Here is a 20,019-nt window from a genome sequence, read left to right as displayed (position 1 = left end):
ATGGAAATTCTTTTAGCGATAATTATAGGGGTTCTGTATGCCGCGGGTATTTATATGATGCTGCGTAGAAGTTTAGTAAAACTCATTATTGGGATCATCCTATTAGGTAATGGCGCCAATCTTTTAATCTTTCTTCTCGGAAGAATCACCAAAGGGGCGCCACCAATTATACCTGAAGACTCCAAGGTTTTTTTAGAAGCTTATGCAGATCCTGTTCCGCAGGCATTAATACTAACCGCTATCGTTATTAGTTTCGGTTTACAATCTTTTGCCATTATCCTTGTAAAAAGGGCGCATAAAGTTGTAAAAACCGATGATCTGGACGAAATGAACGCAACAGACGAAGATTCATGACACAACAATTAATATTCTATCCTTTACTGCTGCAAATGCTATTGGCTATCCTTCTCATGTTCTTTTGGAGGAAGATCAATATACAGCGTGTAATTAGTATGTTAGGAAGCATTGTGCACCTTGCGGTGAGTATTGGTGTTTTTGCTTATGTATGGAATAACGGAACTCAAACAGTACAGGCCGGGAGTTGGGAAGCTCCTTTCGGGATAACTTTTGTTGCTGATACTTTTGCGATGACTATGGTCTTGTTAACCTCTATAGCAGGTTTGGCAGTTTCTATATTTTCCTCAGGTTCCGTAATTGGTGATAGACTAAGGTTTGGGTATTTTCCCATTTTTCATTTTTTACTTTTGGGACTTACAGGGGCCTTTTTAACCGGGGATATCTTTAACCTTTATGTTTGGTTTGAGATTATCATCATAAGCTCATTTGTATTAATTACCATTGGGGGGGAAAAGGCCCAATTAGAAGGTGCTGTAAAATATTTTACGCTGAATTTCCTCGCGTCTATGATCTTTCTAACGGCAATTGCCGTGCTTTACGGTTTAACCGGAAGCCTGAATATGGCTGATCTTGCTAATAAAGTTGCCGCAGTAGAAAACAGGGCTTTGGTGGAAATCACCGCTATTCTATTTCTAATTGGCTTCGGGATTAAATCGGCTATTTTTCCATTGTATTTCTGGTTACCGGCTTCTTATCATACTCCTCCTTCAGCTGTATCAGCCATTTTTGGTGGTTTGCTTACCAAGGTTGGAGTTTACGCCTTAATTAGGGTGTTTACTTTAATTTTTGTTGGCGATGTTTTCCTTGATCAAATTTTGCTGGTGCTGGCCATTTTCACGCTCTTTAGTGGGGCTTTAGGGGCGCTGGTTCAGAATAATATTAGAAAAGTATTTTCATATTTAATTATTTGCCATATTGGTTATATGATTATTGGTTTGGGAATGTTTACCGAAGTAGCTATTGCGGGTACTATTTTCTATTTGGTGCACGATATTGTGGTGAAAACCAATTTATTTATGATTAGCGGTCTTGTATACCGCATTAAAGGTTCTAACAGTATGCGGGCTTTGGGTGGTTTTTATGCTAATTATCCTATGTTAAGCTTGTTGATGTTTATCCCATTGTTTTCATTAGTTGGGATTCCGCCTTTATCAGGTTTTTGGCCAAAAATATCACTGATTACCGCCAGTTTTGATTCTGAAAGTTATTGGAGCCTTGCCGCTATTATATTTGCAAGTTTTATTACCTTGGTGGTAATCGCAAAGCTTTGGGCCGAAGTTTTCTGGAAAGATGCCACCGAAATTCCGGAAAGGCCTAAGTTTAGGTATTATCACAAGATCAAAAACATAAAGAAGGTTCAGATAATAGTGCCTATCGTTTTCTTAAGTCTGGTGTCACTGTACATAGGTTTTGGTGCAGAACATATCCAAACGCTTTCAACAAGGATTGCATCAGAATTAATGGATAATCAGCAGTATATAGATGCGGTGCTTAACCCACAAATAACCAAATAATGAAGACCAGGTTTGTATCTAACTTATTACTCACCTTCGTATGGGTAGCCCTTACGGGAGATTTTAGTGTCCAAAACTATATTTTTGGGTTTGTGCTGAATTTCTTCATTTTATGGATAATAACCAGGGGCGATAGTGAATCTCGGTATTTTACCATTATCCCAAAAATTATAGCATTTGTATTTTTCTTTTTGTGGGAACTTTTTAAGGCCAATCTTCAGGTAGCATACGAAGTGGTCACACCAAATTTTACGATGAAACCTGGGATTATAAAAGTACCATTAACCATACAAAGTGACCTTGGGATTACTTTCCTAGCAAATATGATCTCGCTTACCCCGGGAACACTTAGCCTGGATGTTTCTAACGATAAAAAAGTGCTATATGTGCATTCCATGTATGTAACCGATAGGGAGAAATTTATAGATGGTATTAAAAACGGATTTGAGAAACGTATTATGGAAATTTTGACATGACGCTAATAGACTATTTATATTATATTATTTTGCCAATTTTGGCCTTGTCGGTATTGCTGATTTTTTACCGTTTTTTGAAGGGACCCAGTATTGCGGATAAGATCATTGCACTAGACGTGTTAATAACTACCGGAATTGGTATTATTGGAGTATACAGTATTATCAATGGAGTGTCTACCTTTTTAGATACAGCCATGATCCTTGCCTTAATTGCCTTTTTAAGTACGGTAGCTTTTTCATACTACCTTGAAAAACGAAATAGAAAGAAATGAGTTCAATAATAATTGTAATTTTAGTCACTTTAGGAACCTTGTTCGTATTGCTTTCTGCAATCGGACTTGTAAGAATGCCCGATACTTACTTGAGAATTTCGGTAAATACCAAAGCTGCTACGCTGGGAGTAGGTCTTATTTTAGTTGGGACAGCCGTTTTTTTTAATGATCTTTCAACCACATCCAGGTCGCTGGTAATTATTCTTTTTGTCTTTCTAACCGCCCCGGTAAGTGCGCATTTAATTGGAAGAGCAGCGTATTTTATGGGTGTTAAAATGTGGAAAGGTTCGCTAATAGATGATCTTGAAGGGAAATATCAGAAAAATACGCATGTTTTAAAAAGTGATTCAGGTGATGGTGATAGCCCTGATCATTCAAAGGATGAAGACGATATTGTAAAGTAAGCTTGCCCTTCATTATTTTTATTGATACTTTTTCCTTTATTTTCTTCTTTAATTTTAGCTGCTTAAAGTTGTAATTTTATGCAAGGCCTACCTTCAAAATTAGCCCAAAATTTAGAGAAGCGAAAGCAGGAGAAGGCTTTCCGAAGCTTAAAAAAAGCTTCTTCGCTTATAGATTTTTCGTCCAACGATTACCTTGGGTTGGCTTCTTCTAAAAAGATCTATCAGCAAACCCATCAAATTCTAATAGAAAATAATCTTTTGCAGAATGGCTCCACCGGTTCCAGGTTGCTTTCCGGAAATCATAAACTTTATGATTTAGCCGAAAATTTTCTTGCTGAATTTCATCAAACCGAAGCCGCTCTTATTTTTAATTCGGGTTACGATGCCAATATTGGTTTTTTCGCTTCAGTTCCTAAACGCGGGGATCTCATTTTCTATGATGAACTCGTCCACGCCTCAATACGGGATGGGATTTCTATGAGTAACGCAAAAGCTTATAAGTTTAATCATAACAATGCTGAAGATCTTAAAATTAAACTGAAAAAACTTTTAAATCCTGAAAATAGCGAAGTCTATATCGTAACCGAATCTGTTTTTTCTATGGATGGCGATATGGCTCCGTTAAAAGAGTTGGCTGGAATTTCAGAAGAATTTGACGCTTTTTTAATCGTGGATGAAGCCCACGCTACCGGAATTTTCGGAGAAAAAGGAGAAGGCCTGGTTCAGGAATTGGAGATGCAAAATAAAGTTTTTGCCCGCCTAAACACCTTCGGAAAAGCGCCCGGCTGCCATGGTGCGGTAATTTTAGGAGCTAAAAGTTTAAAAGACTACCTGGTAAATTTTTCCCGGAGCCTTATTTATACCACCGCTTTACCTCCACATTCCGTAGCTACAATTTTAGCAGTTTATCGGGAATTTAAAATCGGAATTCGTGAAATTGAGCAATTAAAGAATAACATCCAGATTTTTAAGAATGAGATTACGAAAAACAGGTTGCAAAGAGATTTTATAGATAGTAATTCAGCGATTCAAAGTTGTATTATTCCCGGTAACGAAAAGGTTAAAAACGTAGCAGAAAGTTTGAGAAAAGGGGGTTTTGAGGTGAAACCAATTCTTTCTCCAACTGTTTCAAAAGGAAGCGAACGATTAAGATTTTGCCTGCATTCTTTCAATTCAGAAAATGAAATCAGCGAGGTTTTAAAAAAACTCGCTAAATTAATGGCATGAAAAACACTTTTGTAAATGTTGCCAGGTTTCAGTATTCTTCTGAAGCTCAAATTGTAAAAGGGAAATTACAATCTGAGGGTATCGAGGTATTTCTGGCAGATCAGGTACTTATTGATACAGATCCATTGGTAAGTCAGGCAATTGGCGGTATAAAACTTAATGTTCGTGCAGATGATGAAGAGCAGGCCCGGGCAATTTTAAACGAAATTCATAATTATTCCCTGGATGATGAGGGGAATAGAGTGGAGTGTCCCAGCTGCAGTAGTAGTCGCGTAAAAGTTTACACTCATATTAAAGATTTGCGTTCTTTCTTTGCTTTTCTATTTTCATTTCTCACCTTCGCTCTGCCAATTCATTATAAATACGATTATCATTGCGAAAATTGTGAAGAGAAATTTATTTTAAAATGACCAGCAGGATGTTGACGCAAAAAAATGGCAATATTCCAGGAAGATTACTTTAAACCTGTGAAGAATTCCCAATATGGGGTTGAATTTATAAAAAATGGAGCATACTTATTTTGTAACCGGAATCGGAACTGAAGTTGGAAAAACCATCGTTTCAGCAATTCTAACCGAAGCACTGGAAGCCGATTACTGGAAGCCTATTCAGGCTGGCGATCTGGATAATTCTGATAGCCATAAAGTGGAAAGATTGGTTTCCAATAAGAAAACCGTTTTTCATAAAAACAGCTTTGCACTTAAAACACCAATGAGCCCGCACGCCGCTGCCGAAATTGATGGTGTAAAGATCACTTCAAAAAAAATAAAACCTCCTAAGACGAAGAACAATCTTGTGATTGAAGGGGCCGGAGGTTTACTGGTTCCCATTAGCGATAAAGAGACCATAGCTGATTTAATACAGCCGGAAGACCGGATAATCCTGGTTTCCCGTCATTATTTAGGAAGTATTAATCATACATTGCTAACTATTGAAGCATTAAAAGCCCGCGGATTGAATTGTTTCGGAATAATTTTTTCCGGCGAAGAGAATAAATCTACCGAAACAATAATTGAAAAAATGAGCGGAGTTCCCATTCTTGGAAGAATAGAACAGGAGCCTTATTTTGATCAAAACGTTGTCAAAGAATACGCTGAAATTTTTAAAGAAAAATTGAAATAGAATAAACCTCACAGGTTTTCAAAACCTGTGAGGTTTTAAAGCATAAAATATTAACGTCATTACGAACGGAGTGAAGTAATCTCTACCTCGAATTTCACCAATTGGCAGATTGCTTCTCCCGATATTAATCGGGATCGCAATGACGCTTAAAGCCTCATAACACAAACAATGAATCTAACCACCCGCGACCAAAAACACCTTTGGCACCCGCTAACCCAACATAAAATGTCCCCTGAAGCTTTACCTATCGTAAAAGCAAAAGGAAGCATTCTCTACGCTGAAGATGGCAGTGAATATATAGACGGCATTGCCTCCTGGTACACGGCTATGTACGGTCATTGCAATGAGTTTATTACCGGGAAAGTCGCCGCTCAAATGCAAAACCTGGATCAGGTGGTTTTTAGCGGTTTTACCCACGAACCCGCGGTAAAACTCTCAGAAGAACTGATAAAGATTCTGCCGGGAAACCAGCAGAAATTGTTTTTTAATGACAATGGTTCCACGGCTACCGAAATCGGAATAAAAATGGCTTTGCAGTATCACCATAACCAGGGCAATAATCGGAACGTGATGCTGGCTTTTGAAGAAGGTTTTCACGGGGATACCTTTGGCGCAATGTCGGTTTCCGGACTTTCGGTTTATAATGGTGCTTTTGAAGAACATTTTATAGAGGTTGTGAGAATTCCGGTGCCACTTGGGGAGAATAATTCAGAAGTTATTTCGCACTTAAAAACCCTTATTTCAGAAAATAATATCGCCGGTTTTATTTACGAACCATTAGTGCAGGGTGCTGCTGCAATGAAAATGCACGATGCTGCCGGATTGAACGAAATTCTTAAAATTTGCCAGGAAAATGATATTGTATGTGTGGCCGATGAAGTGATGACCGGCTTCGGCAAAACCGGGAAATATTTCGCTTCAGATTATATGGATATTAAACCGGATGTGATGTGTCTTTCCAAAGCCCTGACTGCCGGCTTGCTGCCAATGGGATTGACTACCTGTTCGCAAAAAATTTATGATGCTTTTTATGACGAAGATATCTCAAAAGGATTGTTTCACGGTCATACTTACTCTGCGAACCCACCGGCCTGTGTTGCGGCAATTGCCGGAATAGAATTACTGGTTTCCGAAGATATTCAGCAGAAAATAAAGTCGGTAATTAAATCGCACCGGGCTTTTGACGAAAAAATTAAAGATCATCCAAAAGTCACCAATCGTAGACAGCTGGGCGTGATCTATGCTTTTGACTTAAACGTAAGAATGGAGCGCTACGGCAATCTTAGAAATCAGCTTTTTAAATATTTTATGGATAATGGTATTTTTCTAAGACCGCTTGGTAATACTATTTATATTCTCGCGCCTTTTACTATATCCCAATCTGAATTGGATAAAATCTATACTGTTATTGAAGACCTGCTGAATAAATTTTAGGAATAAAATTTTTAAGAGCCTTAAAAGCAAAGCTTTAATTGGTTACATTAGAATTAAAATTTTGCGATTATGATGCATCCAGATACCGAGTTGCGCTTTATAAGTGAACAAGTGGGTTACGGCGTGGTGGCTACCAAAAATATCCCTGAGGGCACAATTACCTGGGTTCAGGACGATTTAGATCACGTTTTTTATACTTCCCAAATTGAAAAACTTCATCCTACAAGTTTACAAATGCTGGAAAAATATGCCTTTCGCAATCGTTTTGGCGATTTGGTGCTTTGCTGGGATTTGGCGAAATATGTAAATCATAGTTTTAATTCCAATTGCTTCTCTACAGCCTATGGTTTTGAGATTGCAGTAAGGGATATTGAAGTTGGCGAAGAGCTAACTGATGATTATGGATACCTTAACCTCGACGAAGCTTTTGAACCTTACAAGGAAAACACTTCCAGGACAAAGGTTTATCCCGACGATTTAGTTAATTATCACCAGGAATGGGACGGGATTTTGCAAAATTCTATTCGAAAAGTCGAAAAAGTCTATCAGCCACTTATAGAACTTGTTTCAGAAGGAATTCAGTTAGAACTGCAAAAGATTCTTTTAGGAGAGAAAGAAATGGATTCTATTTTGAATCTATACTATCAGCGTTAAACTTCCTGAAATCTTGTTCAATTTCAATCAATATTTTTTAGCTGAATATTTAGTGATTGATATTACAGACCGTATTTTTGCTGAAAAATTAATCGCTTTTGAAATCACCGGTTTTTATTTGTTCACTTGGTTCTATCTCTGCCCTGGGACAATCCCCGACAGAGATATGGAACAATTATAAAAATCCGAGACACTTTATTACCAAACATCTATTTAGTGAAACGGAAACTTTTGCGGCTTTTTTACCAAAAGAAGTGCGAAATCCTATTGAAGCCATTCGAAATGAGAACTCTAATTACAGAAAATTAGATGATTCGGTTTTATTTGCAATTTTTTCAGCAAGAAAGGCTATTAAAGATGCGGGTTGGAAAAACGAGAAAAATATTGGAATCAATATTGGTAGTTCGCGTGGCGCCACAGGCTTATTTGAAAAGTATTACAAAGAATTTATAGAAACCGGGAAAGCGGCAACTCAGGCTTCTCCGTCAACCACTTTAGGGAATATTTCTTCCTGGGTTTCACAAGACCTTCAAACTGTAGGTCCTGAATTCTCCCACAGCGTAACCTGTTCAACCGGGTTGCACGCCGTTGTAAACGCGATTGCCTGGATGCAGGCCGGTTTTACCGAAAAATTTCTGGCGGGTGGAAGCGAAGCCGCACTAACCCCATTTACTATTGCCCAAATGAAAGCGATGAAAATCTATGCTTCAGAAGATCTCGATTTTCCGTGTCGCGCTTTGGATATGGAAAAAAAGCAAAATTCTATGATCCTGGGAGAAGCTTCGGGGGTTTTGGCACTTCAGAATAAAAATTCAGAAGAAGCAATCGCTAGAATTTCGGGGATTGGCTACGCTACTGAAGCTTTAAAACACAGCGTTTCCATTTCAGAAAAAGGGGAATCACTACAAAAAGCCATGAAAATGGCAATAGGTGATAAAGAGCTGTCAGAAATTGATGCTGTCGTTATGCACGCACCGGGAACTTTAAAAGGTGACCTATCAGAAGTTAATGCTATAAAAGCTGTTTTTGGTGAAAACACACCGGCGATGACGAGCAACAAATGGAAGCTCGGGCATACATTTGCTGCTTCAGGGATATTAAATTTAGAGCTGGCTGTGTTAATGCTGCAACATCAGGAATTTATAGAAGTTCCTTTTTCAGAGATTAGTGAAGCTCCGGCAAGACTGGAGAATATTTTAGTGAATGCCGTAGGCTTTGGTGGCAACGCTGTCACGATATTAATAAGCAAGAAATAAGTCTTTTAACAAAGCTTTGAAAACTTTCTGTGCTGAAGGCCTATTAAAGCGCAGTTTTATTTATTTTTGAATTCAAATTTATTTTTATGGCTACAAGACATAACTGGACAAAAGAAGAAATCCTCGAAATATATAACAAACCTTTAATGGAACTGCTTTACGAAGCAGCCACTGTGCACCGGGAACATCACGATCCTAACACGGTACAGGTTTCAACTTTACTTTCTATAAAAACCGGCGGTTGCCCCGAAGATTGCGGGTATTGCCCGCAGGCAGCACGATATCATACCGATGTGGAAGGCAACGATCTTATGAGTGTAAACCAGGTGAAAGCCCAGGCCTTGCGCGCAAAAGCATCGGGAAGTTCACGTGTTTGTATGGGTGCGGCCTGGAGAAATGTAAAAGACGGACAAGAATTCGATTCGGTTTTGGAAATGGTGAGAACCATAAATAAACTGGATATGGAAGTTTGTTGTACCCTTGGGATGATTACCGAAAACCAGGCACAACGACTTGCGGAAGCCGGTTTGTATGCCTATAACCATAATCTAGATTCTTCAGAAGAATATTATAAAGAAGTGATTTCTACCCGTGGTTACCAGGATAGATTAGATACTATTGCGAACGTTAGAAAAACTAATGTAACGGTTTGTAGCGGCGGAATTATAGGAATGGGAGAAAGTACAGACGACCGGGCAGGAATGCTGGTTGCTTTGTCTACTTTAAGTCCGCAGCCGGAATCTGTGCCAATCAACGCTTTAGTTCCTGTTGAAGGAACACCAATGGAAGAGCAGGAGCCTGTTTCTATCTGGGAAATGGTAAGAATGGTGGCAACTGCCAGAATTGTAATGCCGGAAACCCAGGTAAGACTTTCTGCCGGAAGAACGCAAATGAGCAGGGAAGGACAGGCAATGTGCTTCTTTGCCGGAGCAAATTCAATCTTTGCCGGAGATAAATTACTAACGACTCCTAATCCCGATGTAAGTGAGGATATGGAATTGTTTAAATCTTTAGGCTTGAATCCTCAAAAAGCTTTTGAGAAAAAAGAGCAACCTGAGAGTGTTTCAGCCGAGGAATCTAAATACCAGAACTTAGGCGAAAAACCCAAATGGTCCAGGCCAGGGCATAAGATTGAACGTAATTTAGAGGCTCAGCAGAAGTCGAAAGCCAAGACATAAAAATCAAAATATTGAGACTGAATCTGCAAGACATACCGCGGGTTAAAACACTTTCAAAGGAAGATTTTTTGAAAGACTATTTTATTCCCGAAAAACCGGTTGTTTTTGAAGAGCTTTCTGCCGACTGGCCGGCGACTAAAAAATGGGATTTCGATTATTTCAGGGAAAAAGCCGGGGATGTTATAGTGCCACTTTATGACGGGAAACCGGCAAAAGGAAGGCAAAGTTCCCACGGTCCCGCAAAGAAAATTCCTATGCGGGAATACATAGATATCCTCGAAAAAGGCCCTACAGATCTCAGAATGTTTTTCTTTAACCTACTGCAGAACTGCCCTGAATTAGTTGATGATTTTCAGTATCCCGATTTAGGTGTAAAATTCTTTAAAAAGTTACCTGTGTTGTTTGTAGGTGGTGAGGGGAGTAGTGTTGTAATGCATTATGATATGGATCTCGCCAATAATTTTCATTTTAATTTTGTTGGCGAAAAAAGAGTAATTCTTTACCCTCCTTCAGAAACAAAATTTTTGTATCATGTGCCACATTCCATTGTAAGTATGGAGATAATAAATATGGACGATCCAGATTTTGAAAAGTATCCGGTGCTAGCTAAAGCTAAGGGTTTTCAAGCCCGGCTAAAACACGGTGAGGCACTTTATATTCCGAGTAAATGGTGGCATTTTATAAAATATGAGACCGCCAGTTTATCAATGACCTTGAGATCTTTGCCTCAAAAACCGGGACGCATTGCCGAGGTGCTTAAGAATTTGATTATTACCCGAAATTATGACAATTTAATGCGTAAGATTAAGGGGCAGGATTGGATAGATTACAAGAATAGAAAAGCGATTGAAAACACGCACAGAAGTGCTGGAATTGAATAATGGAGAACGGAGAAAGCTTACATTTAGAACCTGTACCAAGGCTGAAGAATATTTCTAAAAAGGAATTTTTGGAAAATTATGTACGGCCGCAAAAACCTGTGGTGCTGGAGCATCTGGTAGATGATTGGCCAGCTACTCAAAAATGGGACTTAGATTATATTAAGGAGGTTGCCGGAGATAAAGTGGTGCCGCTTTATGATGATCGCCCCATTAATTCAAAATTAAAATTTAACGAACCACACACGGAGATGAAGATGGCAGATTATATAGATCTGCTGAAATCTAAACCTACCAATTACCGTATTTTTCTTTATCATTTATTAAAGGAAGTGCCGGTTTTACAAAAAGACTTTAAATTTCCGGATCTTGGAATTCGCTTTCTCAAGCAGCTGCCAACTTTGTTTTTTGGGGGTGAGAATTCTAAAGTGTTTATGCACTACGACATTGATTTTGCCAATATCCTGCATTTTCATTTCCACGGAAAAAAACGCTGTATAATTTACCCGCCTTCTGAAACAAAATATCTTTATAAAGTTCCTCACGCATTGATTTCCCGGCAGGATATAGATTTTAATAATCCTGACTTTGAAAAGTTTCCTGTGCTGAAAAAGGCCAAAGGTTATGTAGCTGAATTAAACCACGGCGAAGCTTTATATATGCCGGAAGGTTACTGGCATCAAATGACTTACCTAACGCCCGGTTTTTCTATGAGTTTAAGGGCAACACCAAGAACACTCACCAATTTTTCTAAAGCGGTGTATAACCTGGTGGTGATGCGTAATTTTGATAATTATATGCGGAAACTAAAAGGCCAGAAGTGGATAGATTATAAAAATGAAGAGGCTGTTAGACGAACACATAAAAGGAATAAGGTTTAATCAAAAAAATTCCTGATTTCGTCATTGAGGAGGTGATAACCGACGCAGCAATCTTTTCTTATTATTTTATTTTAATAGCTTTCATTAATAGAATAAATCGCTGCGCTCCATTTCTTCGCTCGCGATGACGTCTCTAAAGGCGTTCGAATAATCTACCTGACCTACTCTAATAACTCGTTTGTCACCTCATACACCAAACTACTCTCGTATCCCTTTCGAAGCAGGAAATCGGCTAATTTGCGCTTCTTTTTAAAATTATCGGGTTCTTTGAGGAGCCTGAGTTTCTTTTCGGCTAGTTCGTATAGGGTGGCGATATATTTTTGCTGATCTATTTCGGTAAGTGCTATTTCAATTATTGGGGCAGAAATTTCCCTGAACTTCAATTCCTGTTTGATCTTTATTTTCCCCCATTTTTTTATTCTGAATTTCCCCCTAACAAAACTTCTTGCGAATCGTTCTTCATTCAAAAAATCTTCCTGCATCAGCTGCATAATGATTTGCTCCTGTGCGGCCGGGATCATATTCATCTCCCTTAATTTTTCTTCAACTTCTTTATGGGAACGGTCGCGATAAGCGCAGAACTGCATCAGTTTGATGGTGGCTTGTTTAACAGTATAAGATTTTTGCGTTTCTTTCAAAATTTAACATTGAAGATTTCAGGGTTCAAAAATAGCTTTAAAAGTAGGGATTAATCGGTGGGTAAGCAAGATTGAGATTTGAGTAAAAGGCATAAAAAAACGCCTTCCGAATTAACGAAAGGCGTTGATTTTAAAGGATTTCATTTCCTTCTTTATCGTGAAAATGATATTCCATGTACGTGTAAGCGTCTCTTGGTAAAATTTTAACCCAGCGCTTATGGTCTAAAAACCATTGTGAGCGGGGAGATGGAAAGCCTTTTGTTAAAAAGGCTGCAATAAATGGGTGCGCACTCAAAGTAATCTTTTTGTGATCTTTCTTAATGAGCTTTTCCAGGTCGGTTTTCATTTTGTTTATTAAAAGTATTGGTGCTTCAATCTCACCAGTTCCGTTAGGGTTGTCCTCACGGGTTTTAATATTCATTTCCGGCCTTACGCGTTGTCTTGTAATTTGTATCAACCCGAATTTACTCGGTGGCAAAATCTTATGTTTTGCGCGGTCGTCACTCATTTCGTTTCTAAGGTGATCAAACAGGGTTTTCCGGTTTTCGGCTTTACCCATGTCTATGAAGTCTACCACGATTATGCCGCCCATATCACGCAATCTTAATTGCCGGGCTATTTCTGTGGCGCTAATCATATTCACCTCTAATGCAGTATCTTCCTGGTTTCTGGATTTGTTAGAACGATTACCACTATTCACATCTATAACGTGCATAGCTTCTGTGTGTTCTATTACTAGGTAGGCGCCTTTGCTCATAGAGACGGTGCGCCCAAATGAAGTTTTTATTTGTCTTTCGATACCGTATTTTTCAAAAATTGGAACATTAGATTGATATAACTTAACAATCGATTCTTTACTCGGGGCGATTTCGCCCACATAGTCTTTAATTTGTGTATAAAGCGTCTCGTCGTCTACAGTAATAGAAGTGAAAGAGTCATTAAAAATGTCTCTTAACAGGGACGATGCCCTGTTTAATTCTCCAAGTACTTTAGAGGGATGATGTGGCTTATACATTTTTTTGCACATTCCTGTCCAGCGATCCATCAAATTTTGAAGATCTCTATCCAGTTCTGCTACTTTTTTGCCTTCTGCTACGGTTCTTACAATAATCCCAAAACCTTTGGGTTTAATGCTTTTTACCAATCTTTTTAACCGGTCTTTTTCTTCTTTGCTTTCAATTTTTTGTGAAACTGAAATACGATTGGAAAAAGGTACCAGTACAATATAACGACCCGCGATAGAAAGCTCTGAGCTTATTCTCGGGCCTTTGGTAGAAATAGGTTCTTTTACAACCTGAACCAATAGCGACTGATTTGACTTTAAGACATCTGTAATAACTCCGTCTTTGTCAATATCCTTTTCGAATGTAAAATTCTTTAAAGAATAATCTTTTAATTTACCTGTGCTTACACGTTTTATGAACTTAAGCATTGAAGAAACCTGGGGGCCGAGATCGTGATAGTGTAAAAAACCATCTTTCTCATAACCAACATTTACAAATGCGGCATTTAACCCGGGTACAGCTTTTCTAATTTTGGCGATAAAAATATCACCAACATTAAATTTGTTACTGTCTTCTTCCTTGTTGAGTTCAATAAGTTTTCCATCTTTTTGTAAGGCAAAATCTACAGCAGAGGTTCCGGACCGGATAATTAATTCTTTGTCCACTCTATTAGATTTTTGTCCCGATTGCATCGGGATGGATTAAACATTATTTTATCACAGGTTTTTTAATCCTGAAGAAACCCTAATACTTTTAGGTAATAAGCAGGGTTTCAATTTCAATGAACGTTTTAAATAAAAAAAGTAGTATGAAAACTACTTTTTCTTGTGGCGGTTAGCTCTGTTTCTTTTTTTACGCTTGTGCGTAGCTACCTTATGTCTTTTTCTTTTTTTACCACTTGGCATAGTGTTACTTTTAAATTAATAAATTATTTTCTAAAGAAACTTTTTTACGGTTTCTAATTACTTAACTTCTACGTTAGTTTTAACTCCTTCAACAAAGATCTTGGCTGGTTTAAAAGCCGGGATGTTGTGTGCTGGAATTTTAATAGTTGTGTTTTTAGAGATATTTCTTCCGGTTTTTTCGGCTCTTGTTTTTACAACAAAGCTTCCAAACCCTCTTAAATATACGTTGTCTCCACTTTCTAATGAAGTTTTAACCTCATCCATGAAGGTTTCAATAGTAGCCTGGACATCACCTTTTTCCATTCCTAATTTTTCTGAAATGTTTGCTACAATATCTGCTTTCGTCATTTTCGTACTATTTAATATTATAAATTGGGGTTTCTATATTTTTCAAGGGCGCAAATATAAGAATTAAATCTACAATATTTCAAGCCTAATTCATTAAATAATAACGGAATAAACTTTTAATATTGCACCAAGTCTATTTTGTGTATGGTGTTTTCTAAAGTGTTGATTGATTGGTATTTAAAAAATAAGCGCGAATTACCCTGGCGTAAAACCAGTGATCCTTATCATATTTGGCTGAGTGAAATTATGCTTCAGCAAACCAGAATAGAGCAGGGTTTGCCCTATTATCAACGATTTACAACCGCTTTCCCTACTGTTTTTGATCTTGCTGAAGCACCACAGGAAAAAGTGCTAAAACTATGGCAGGGTTTGGGTTATTATTCTCGTGCCAGAAACCTGCATGAAAGCGCTAAATACGTGGCTGAAGAATTGAATGGTGTTTTTCCTAAATCTTATATAGAACTTAAAAAACTTAAAGGTGTAGGCGATTATACCGCTGCTGCTATTGCTTCAATTTGTTATGATGAACCGGTTGCGGTGGTAGACGGTAATGTTTACAGGGTTTTGGCTCGTTTTTTTGATGTTGAAACACCTATAAATTCAACGGCTGGGATCAAAGAATTTAAAGCCCTGGCTTCTGAATTGTTAGACGAAAAATATCCTTCCAGTTTTAACCAGTCTTTAATGGAGTTTGGAGCATTACAATGCAAACCGCGAAATCCGCTTTGTGAAAGTTGTCCTTTAAGTTCAGGTTGTTTGGCTTTACAGAAGAATAAAATTCAGAGATTACCTGTAAAAATGAAGAAAGCGAAAGTGAAGAAACGCTACTTTAATTATTTAGTGGTTTATTCTGAAGAAAATAAAACCCTTCTTCAGCAAAGAACGGGAAAGGGGATTTGGAATGGTTTATATGAATTTCCTTTAATAGAAACCAAAAAACCGGTAAGGGAAGGCGCTTTTCCTTCCGAAGAAAAAATAAACGAAATTCTTGGCGAGCAGGAGCTTTCGTTACAACTTCACAATAAAAAACCCGTGGTACATAAACTTTCTCATCAGCATATCTACACTCATTTTTGGTGGGTTAAAGCTGAAAAAATTGGGAAAGAGGGAATTCCCGTAAAGAATGTAAAAGATTATCCGGTACCGGTTTTAATCGCTAATTTCCTTGAAGAAACCGCACTGGAAACCTATTCCTTATAAATTGTTTAAAGTTTTCTGGAATTTAGCTTTACTTAGCAATAAATTTTTCAGTATTTTAGGGTGTAAATAAATAGCCTTTTTGGCGGAAAATAATTAATCGAGATGACAGGTACATTAAACAAAGTAATGCTTATCGGGCATACGGGAGACGACGTGAAAATGCATTATTTTGAAGGTGGTGGCGCTATTGGGCGGTTTCCGTTGGCTACCAACGAATCTTATACTAATCGCACCACCAACGAGCGTGTTACCAATACTGAATGGCACAACATTGTGGTGCGTAATAAAGCAGCCGAAATTTGCGAAAAGTACCTTAAGAAAGGCGATAAAGTTTTTATAGAAGGTAGGATTAAAACCCGTAAATGGCAGGACGATCAGGGAAATGACCGTTACACTACCGAAATTCAATGTACAGAGTTTACATTTTTAACTCCAAAAGGTGAGAGTGAAGGCGGCGGAAATATGCAGCAGCAAAATTCCCCTGCTCAAAATCAGCATAACACGCCTAAAAATGATAATTTTGCCAATCAATCTATGGCAAAAGAAGAAGAGGAAGACGATTTGCCTTTTTAAGTTTAATTAAAACACCTTCATTTGGATTCAGAACCTCCCAGTTTATTTTTGTTTTGGGCCGCTTTTGATTTTACGCAGCTATTAAGCTACTTAGTTTTATTGCTGCTTTTAATTTGTTCAGCTTTAATTTCTGGGGCTGAAGTTGCTTTTTTTTCATTAACTCCCGCCGATGTTATTACCGAAGACGGGAAGCGCGGTAAAGCGCAACAAATTGTGGTCAATTTATTAGATAAGCCCAAAAAGTTGCTAGCTACTATTCTGGTCGCGAATAATTTTATTAACATAGCGATCGTATTATTATTCGATAGCCTTGCCGATAGGCTTTTTGGCGAGATGAATACGGTTATTTACGGCATTAATTTCAAATTCCTTATTGAGGTTGGGGTGATAACTTTTATTATCCTGCTTTTTGGTGAAATCCTGCCTAAAGTTTACGCCAGCCGGAACAACGTGTTGTTTTCAAATTTTATGGCGCGGCCCTTAAATTTCCTCGATACAATTTTTACACCTTTAAGCGGACCAATGCGAGCGGTGACCATCTTTATGCACAGTCGTCTTGGAAAGCAGCGATCTTTTATAAGCATAGATCAATTGTCGCAAGCTTTGGAACTTACCAGTGAGGAGGATACCACGCAGGAAGAGCAAAAAATTCTCCAGGGAATTGTGTCTTTTGGAAATACCGATACCAAGCAGGTGATGCGCCCAAGAATGGATATTTTTGCCTTAAATGAAAGTCAGACATATAAAGAAATAATTCCTGAAATTATAGACAGGGGTTATTCCAGGATCCCGGTTTACCGGGAAAACATAGATAATGTAATAGGTATTTTATACGTTAAAGATCTGTTGCCATATATAGATGAAAATTCTTTTGAATGGACCAGCTTATTGCGGGAGCCCTATTTTGTTCCGGAAAATAAAAAGCTGGACGATTTGCTGAACGATTTCAAAACCAAAAAGAATCATCTGGCAATTGTGGTAGATGAATATGGTGGCACTAGCGGGCTAATTTCACTTGAAGATATAATTGAAGAAATTGTAGGTGATATTAGCGACGAGTTCGATGATGAAGATTTGGTTTACTCTAAATTGGATGATAGTACTTATGTTTTTGAAGGAAAAACCCCGCTAAAAGATTTCTATCGCATTGTAAAAATTGAAGATCCGGTTGCTTTTGAAGATCGGAAAGGCGAGGCCGATACCCTGGCAGGATTTCTTTTGGAGATTTCAGGAGGTTTCCCGAAGAAAAACGATGTGATCTATTTTTTGAATTATAGCTTTACCGTAGAAGTTTTAGACAACAAACGTCTTAAACAAATTAAAGTGAATATCTCACCGGTTTAGATGAAGATAAATTTAGTATGAAAAAATGCGTGGTGATTTTGATGGTTTTAATGCTTATAAGCTGTGGGGAAGAGGATACAACTCCCAAGCCTCGTGCATTTCTTTCCCTTAATTATCCTGAAGCAAAATATGAAGCCACCAACTTCAACTGTGCTTATAATTTTGAAATGAATACCCTGGTCGAAGTTAAAGCTTCACGCAATAATATTCCCTGTTGGCTGGACCTGGAATATAAAGATCTAAACGGGACTATTTTTATCACCTATCAGAAAATAGATAATAATCTGGATTCGTTATTGGCTGATGCGCAGAAACTCCCTTTGCAACATACCATAAAAGCTGATGCTATTGAAGGAGATGTTTATACCAATGATATTCAGGACGTTTACGGCATGTTTTACGAAGTTTCCGGAAATGCGGCTTCCCAGGCGCAATTTTACCTTACCGATAGTGTGAAGCACTTTGTGACTGCTTCAGCTTACTTTAGGACAAGGCCGAATTACGATTCTATTATTCCTGCTGCAGATTATCTCAAAAAAGATATGAAGCATATGATTGAAACTTTCCGCTGGGAAAATTAAATAAACCACATCTTTTATCGACTTTTGGCGGCGCTTAATATGGCATTTCGTTCCATTTTACCTATTGGAAATTTTATCGAAAAAATCATTTTAAAAATAATTCCTTCTTTTCTTTTCAGCTTTAAAGGAATAACGATTTTTGCAGCTTAAAAGCGAAAATATGCCTTTAGAAAAATTAAAGTGGGTTTACCTGGTTATACTTTCTATTGTTTGGGGAAGTTCCTTTATTCTTATTAAAAAAGGCCTTGTAGGTTTAACGGCTGTAGAAGTTGGATCCTTCAGGATAATCTTTGCGGCGGTTTTTCTAATTCTTATCGGGTTTAAATCTATAATGAAGATTAAGAAAAGCCATTGGAAATGGATGCTTTTAGTGGGGCTTTTGGGGAATTTCTTTCCTGTTTACCTCTTTTCTTTTGCTGAAACCGAAATAGACAGCGCTGTAGCTTCCATTTTAAATGCAGCCACACCCTTAATGACGCTTATTTTTGGCGCAATGTTTTTTAAAGCGGCATTTAATCAGAATAAAATACTTGGGGTGGTGATTGGTTTATTGGGTACGGCAGGGCTTATTTTAAGTGGGGCAAGTATAAATCCAGACCAGAATTATCTCTATTCGTTTTTAGTTATTATCGCGGCTTCCTGTTACGCCATGAATGTGAATATACTTAAGACCCACATGAGTGGAATGAGTCCGCTGGGGATTGCAGCCGGAAGTTTCACCGTTTTATTAATTCCTACCTTGGTAATATTATTCTTTTCAGGATTTTTTGAAAAGGATCTTTCCAATATCGTGCTTCAGCAATCTATAGGTTATGTTGTTATTTTGGGAGTGATAGGAACCGGAGTAGCGATGATCATCTTTAATAAACTGGTGCAAATCTCAGATCCGGTTTTTACTACATCAGTAACCTATACCATTCCAGTGGTGGCTTTAGGTTGGGGTATTTTAGACGGGGAAGTTTTTAGCGCCTGGCAATTGCTTTCAGCCTTTGTTATTCTAATTGGGGTGTTTATCGTAAACCGATCTAAAAAAGTGTTTTCTAAATTTAGAAAACAGGCTACTTAAATTAAACAGTGAGGATTTAAAAGGTAAGCGGTTATTACACTAATTGAGCTTGCTTCACTTGTTTTTATAATAATAAAAAGAAGCCAGATAGTAAATGTGAAATATCAGTAGTACTTCAAAGGCAGTTATAAATTCACGATTTTCCGCTGAGTAGAATAACTCCAAAACTGAATCTAAAAGAAAGAATACATTGGCGAAAATTATAGCTGATGGCAGGCATTTTAACCTAAGCTGAAAATAACCTGCTGTTTCATTTTTCTCCTTTGAAAGGGAGAAGAATACTAAGGCCAGGAGAAATATATATTTCCCAAGCGGAATGAATATGTTCGGGTCTAAGTTTAAATGTTCATTAAAGCTTAGCAAAGTAAGTAGTATAGCCAAGCCCGTGATCGCATAAGCGATAATTTTAAAATAATATGGTAATAGGGAAACTTTAGGTTGATTTCTCATAAACAAGTTGGATGTATTAAAATAAAAGAACGGGAGTGTTAGCTCAACTCTGTCTGGCTTTCCTTCCGGGGGTACCCCCGGAAGGAAAAATTTTAGCTGGTTTTATTGGTTGCTAAATCCAACTCCAGTTGGCCTTCAAATTTAATGGCTAATTGTTGAACTACCAAGCCCCAGTTCTGCAGGGGAGTGTTCCATTTCTTTTCTATTCTTTGGGTTGTCAGGTATACCAGCTTTAAGAGTGCCATATCATTGGTGAA

General features: G+C 37.9%; 22 protein-coding genes. 19 read left to right on the top strand and 3 right to left on the bottom strand.

Annotation, left to right across the window (positions count from 1 at the left end; all coding sequences use genetic code 11):
• The 14 genes from LB467_RS09070 to LB467_RS09005 all read left to right on the top strand — a co-directional run bounded on the left by LB467_RS09070 (nt 1) and on the right by LB467_RS09005 (nt 11,653).
• Nucleotides 1-354, top strand: a complete 354-nt coding sequence (locus LB467_RS09070; RefSeq protein WP_224473715.1) for a Na+/H+ antiporter subunit C — start codon at nt 1-3, stop codon at nt 352-354.
• Complete coding sequence (locus tag LB467_RS09065; protein ID WP_224473714.1) at nt 351-1,871, top strand: proton-conducting transporter transmembrane domain-containing protein; 1,521 nt, start codon at nt 351-353, stop codon at nt 1,869-1,871. Before LB467_RS09070 ends, LB467_RS09065 begins: the two co-directional genes overlap by 4 nt.
• Nucleotides 1,871-2,347 (top strand): Na+/H+ antiporter subunit E, encoded by a 477-nt coding sequence (locus LB467_RS09060; protein ID WP_224473713.1) that lies wholly within the window; start codon nt 1,871-1,873, stop codon nt 2,345-2,347. The genes LB467_RS09065 and LB467_RS09060 overlap by 1 nt, the downstream gene beginning before the upstream one ends.
• Nucleotides 2,344-2,619, top strand: coding sequence for a cation:proton antiporter (locus tag LB467_RS09055; RefSeq protein ID WP_224473712.1), 276 nt, complete (start codon nt 2,344-2,346; stop codon nt 2,617-2,619). The genes LB467_RS09060 and LB467_RS09055 overlap by 4 nt, the downstream gene beginning before the upstream one ends.
• Nucleotides 2,616-3,023 (top strand): monovalent cation/H(+) antiporter subunit G, encoded by a 408-nt coding sequence (gene mnhG / locus LB467_RS09050; protein WP_224473711.1) that lies wholly within the window; start codon nt 2,616-2,618, stop codon nt 3,021-3,023. Before LB467_RS09055 ends, mnhG begins: the two co-directional genes overlap by 4 nt.
• 78 nt (nt 3,024-3,101) lie before the next feature.
• Nucleotides 3,102-4,250, top strand: a complete 1,149-nt coding sequence (locus LB467_RS09045) for an aminotransferase class I/II-fold pyridoxal phosphate-dependent enzyme (protein WP_224473710.1) — start codon at nt 3,102-3,104, stop codon at nt 4,248-4,250.
• Nucleotides 4,247-4,660 (top strand): putative signal transducing protein, encoded by a 414-nt coding sequence (locus tag LB467_RS09040; RefSeq protein WP_224473709.1) that lies wholly within the window; start codon nt 4,247-4,249, stop codon nt 4,658-4,660. Before LB467_RS09045 ends, LB467_RS09040 begins: the two co-directional genes overlap by 4 nt.
• A gap of 94 nt (nt 4,661-4,754) precedes the next feature.
• The gene (gene bioD / locus LB467_RS09035; protein ID WP_224473708.1) at nt 4,755-5,372 is read left to right on the top strand and encodes a dethiobiotin synthase; all 618 of its coding nucleotides are present in this window, start codon (nt 4,755-4,757) and stop codon (nt 5,370-5,372) included.
• Nucleotides 5,373-5,540: 168 nt separating this feature from the next.
• Nucleotides 5,541-6,806: an adenosylmethionine--8-amino-7-oxononanoate transaminase gene (gene bioA / locus LB467_RS09030; protein ID WP_224473707.1), complete on the top strand. Its 1,266-nt coding sequence runs from the start codon at nt 5,541-5,543 to the stop codon at nt 6,804-6,806.
• A gap of 69 nt (nt 6,807-6,875) precedes the next feature.
• Complete coding sequence (locus LB467_RS09025; protein WP_224473706.1) at nt 6,876-7,460, top strand: SET domain-containing protein; 585 nt, start codon at nt 6,876-6,878, stop codon at nt 7,458-7,460.
• Between the two features lie 98 nt (nt 7,461-7,558).
• Nucleotides 7,559-8,716 (top strand): beta-ketoacyl synthase N-terminal-like domain-containing protein, encoded by a 1,158-nt coding sequence (locus LB467_RS09020; RefSeq protein WP_224473705.1) that lies wholly within the window; start codon nt 7,559-7,561, stop codon nt 8,714-8,716.
• Nucleotides 8,717-8,802: 86 nt separating this feature from the next.
• Nucleotides 8,803-9,894, top strand: coding sequence for a biotin synthase BioB (bioB, locus tag LB467_RS09015; protein ID WP_224473704.1), 1,092 nt, complete (start codon nt 8,803-8,805; stop codon nt 9,892-9,894).
• Nucleotides 9,895-9,905: 11 nt separating this feature from the next.
• On the top strand, nt 9,906-10,775 hold the full coding sequence (locus LB467_RS09010) for a cupin-like domain-containing protein (RefSeq protein ID WP_224473703.1): 870 nt from the start codon (nt 9,906-9,908) through the stop codon (nt 10,773-10,775).
• Nucleotides 10,775-11,653, top strand: a complete 879-nt coding sequence (locus tag LB467_RS09005; RefSeq protein WP_224473702.1) for a cupin-like domain-containing protein — start codon at nt 10,775-10,777, stop codon at nt 11,651-11,653. Before LB467_RS09010 ends, LB467_RS09005 begins: the two co-directional genes overlap by 1 nt.
• A 161-nt stretch (nt 11,654-11,814) precedes the next feature.
• Here LB467_RS09005 and LB467_RS09000 read toward each other — a convergent pair whose 3' ends face one another.
• From LB467_RS09000 to LB467_RS08990, 3 genes are all read right to left on the bottom strand, one after another.
• The gene (locus tag LB467_RS09000) at nt 11,815-12,294 is read right to left on the bottom strand and encodes a regulatory protein RecX (protein ID WP_394371777.1); all 480 of its coding nucleotides are present in this window, start codon (nt 12,292-12,294) and stop codon (nt 11,815-11,817) included.
• A 127-nt stretch (nt 12,295-12,421) separates the two neighbouring features.
• Nucleotides 12,422-13,960, bottom strand: coding sequence for an Rne/Rng family ribonuclease (locus LB467_RS08995; RefSeq protein ID WP_224473700.1), 1,539 nt, complete (start codon nt 13,958-13,960; stop codon nt 12,422-12,424).
• 297 nt (nt 13,961-14,257) lie between these two features.
• Entirely contained in the window at nt 14,258-14,566 is a 309-nt protein-coding gene (locus tag LB467_RS08990) for an HU family DNA-binding protein (RefSeq protein WP_255351554.1), read from the bottom strand.
• A gap of 126 nt (nt 14,567-14,692) precedes the next feature.
• On the opposite strand from LB467_RS08990, the gene mutY reads away from it, so the two are divergent.
• The 5 genes from mutY to LB467_RS08965 all read left to right on the top strand — a co-directional run bounded on the left by mutY (nt 14,693) and on the right by LB467_RS08965 (nt 19,312).
• Nucleotides 14,693-15,748 carry an A/G-specific adenine glycosylase gene (mutY, locus tag LB467_RS08985; RefSeq protein WP_224473699.1) on the top strand — a complete coding sequence of 352 codons (1,056 nt, stop codon included), beginning with the start codon at nt 14,693-14,695 and terminating at the stop codon, nt 15,746-15,748.
• A gap of 102 nt (nt 15,749-15,850) precedes the next feature.
• Nucleotides 15,851-16,321 carry a single-stranded DNA-binding protein gene (locus LB467_RS08980; protein ID WP_224473698.1) on the top strand — a complete coding sequence of 157 codons (471 nt, stop codon included), beginning with the start codon at nt 15,851-15,853 and terminating at the stop codon, nt 16,319-16,321.
• Nucleotides 16,322-16,342: 21 nt separating this feature from the next.
• Nucleotides 16,343-17,665, top strand: coding sequence for a gliding motility-associated protein GldE (locus LB467_RS08975; protein ID WP_224473697.1), 1,323 nt, complete (start codon nt 16,343-16,345; stop codon nt 17,663-17,665).
• Nucleotides 17,666-17,682: 17 nt separating this feature from the next.
• Nucleotides 17,683-18,246, top strand: coding sequence for a gliding motility lipoprotein GldD (gene gldD, locus LB467_RS08970; RefSeq protein ID WP_224473696.1), 564 nt, complete (start codon nt 17,683-17,685; stop codon nt 18,244-18,246).
• A 160-nt stretch (nt 18,247-18,406) separates the two neighbouring features.
• The gene (locus LB467_RS08965; RefSeq protein ID WP_224473695.1) at nt 18,407-19,312 is read left to right on the top strand and encodes a DMT family transporter; all 906 of its coding nucleotides are present in this window, start codon (nt 18,407-18,409) and stop codon (nt 19,310-19,312) included.
• The last annotated feature ends 707 nt before the right edge of the window (nt 19,313-20,019 follow it).

It is taken from the genome of Salegentibacter tibetensis (assembly GCF_020164485.1).
In the GTDB taxonomy this organism is placed as follows: Bacteria; Bacteroidota; Bacteroidia; order Flavobacteriales; family Flavobacteriaceae; genus Salegentibacter; species Salegentibacter tibetensis.
The sequence above is the reverse complement of the archived record's forward strand: the minus strand, read 5'-3'. Positions and strand labels throughout refer to the sequence as shown.

What these genes read in the sequence shown, in the direction of transcription:
- LB467_RS09070 (WP_224473715.1), top strand. Translation starts at nt 1, where the DNA reads ATGGAAATTCTTTTAGCGATAATTATAGGGGTTCTGTATGCCGCGGGT.
- LB467_RS09065 (WP_224473714.1), top strand. Translation starts at nt 351, where the DNA reads ATGACACAACAATTAATATTCTATCCTTTACTGCTGCAAATGCTATTG.
- LB467_RS09060 (WP_224473713.1), top strand. Translation starts at nt 1,871, where the DNA reads ATGAAGACCAGGTTTGTATCTAACTTATTACTCACCTTCGTATGGGTA.
- LB467_RS09055 (WP_224473712.1), top strand. Translation starts at nt 2,344, where the DNA reads ATGACGCTAATAGACTATTTATATTATATTATTTTGCCAATTTTGGCC.
- mnhG (WP_224473711.1), top strand. Translation starts at nt 2,616, where the DNA reads ATGAGTTCAATAATAATTGTAATTTTAGTCACTTTAGGAACCTTGTTC.
- LB467_RS09045 (WP_224473710.1), top strand. Translation starts at nt 3,102, where the DNA reads ATGCAAGGCCTACCTTCAAAATTAGCCCAAAATTTAGAGAAGCGAAAG.
- LB467_RS09040 (WP_224473709.1), top strand. Translation starts at nt 4,247, where the DNA reads ATGAAAAACACTTTTGTAAATGTTGCCAGGTTTCAGTATTCTTCTGAA.
- bioD (WP_224473708.1), top strand. Translation starts at nt 4,755, where the DNA reads ATGGAGCATACTTATTTTGTAACCGGAATCGGAACTGAAGTTGGAAAA.
- bioA (WP_224473707.1), top strand. Translation starts at nt 5,541, where the DNA reads ATGAATCTAACCACCCGCGACCAAAAACACCTTTGGCACCCGCTAACC.
- LB467_RS09025 (WP_224473706.1), top strand. Translation starts at nt 6,876, where the DNA reads ATGATGCATCCAGATACCGAGTTGCGCTTTATAAGTGAACAAGTGGGT.
- bioB (WP_224473704.1), top strand. Translation starts at nt 8,803, where the DNA reads ATGGCTACAAGACATAACTGGACAAAAGAAGAAATCCTCGAAATATAT.
- LB467_RS09005 (WP_224473702.1), top strand. Translation starts at nt 10,775, where the DNA reads ATGGAGAACGGAGAAAGCTTACATTTAGAACCTGTACCAAGGCTGAAG.
- mutY (WP_224473699.1), top strand. Translation starts at nt 14,693, where the DNA reads ATGGTGTTTTCTAAAGTGTTGATTGATTGGTATTTAAAAAATAAGCGC.
- LB467_RS08980 (WP_224473698.1), top strand. Translation starts at nt 15,851, where the DNA reads ATGACAGGTACATTAAACAAAGTAATGCTTATCGGGCATACGGGAGAC.
- gldD (WP_224473696.1), top strand. Translation starts at nt 17,683, where the DNA reads ATGAAAAAATGCGTGGTGATTTTGATGGTTTTAATGCTTATAAGCTGT.
- LB467_RS08965 (WP_224473695.1), top strand. Translation starts at nt 18,407, where the DNA reads ATGCCTTTAGAAAAATTAAAGTGGGTTTACCTGGTTATACTTTCTATT.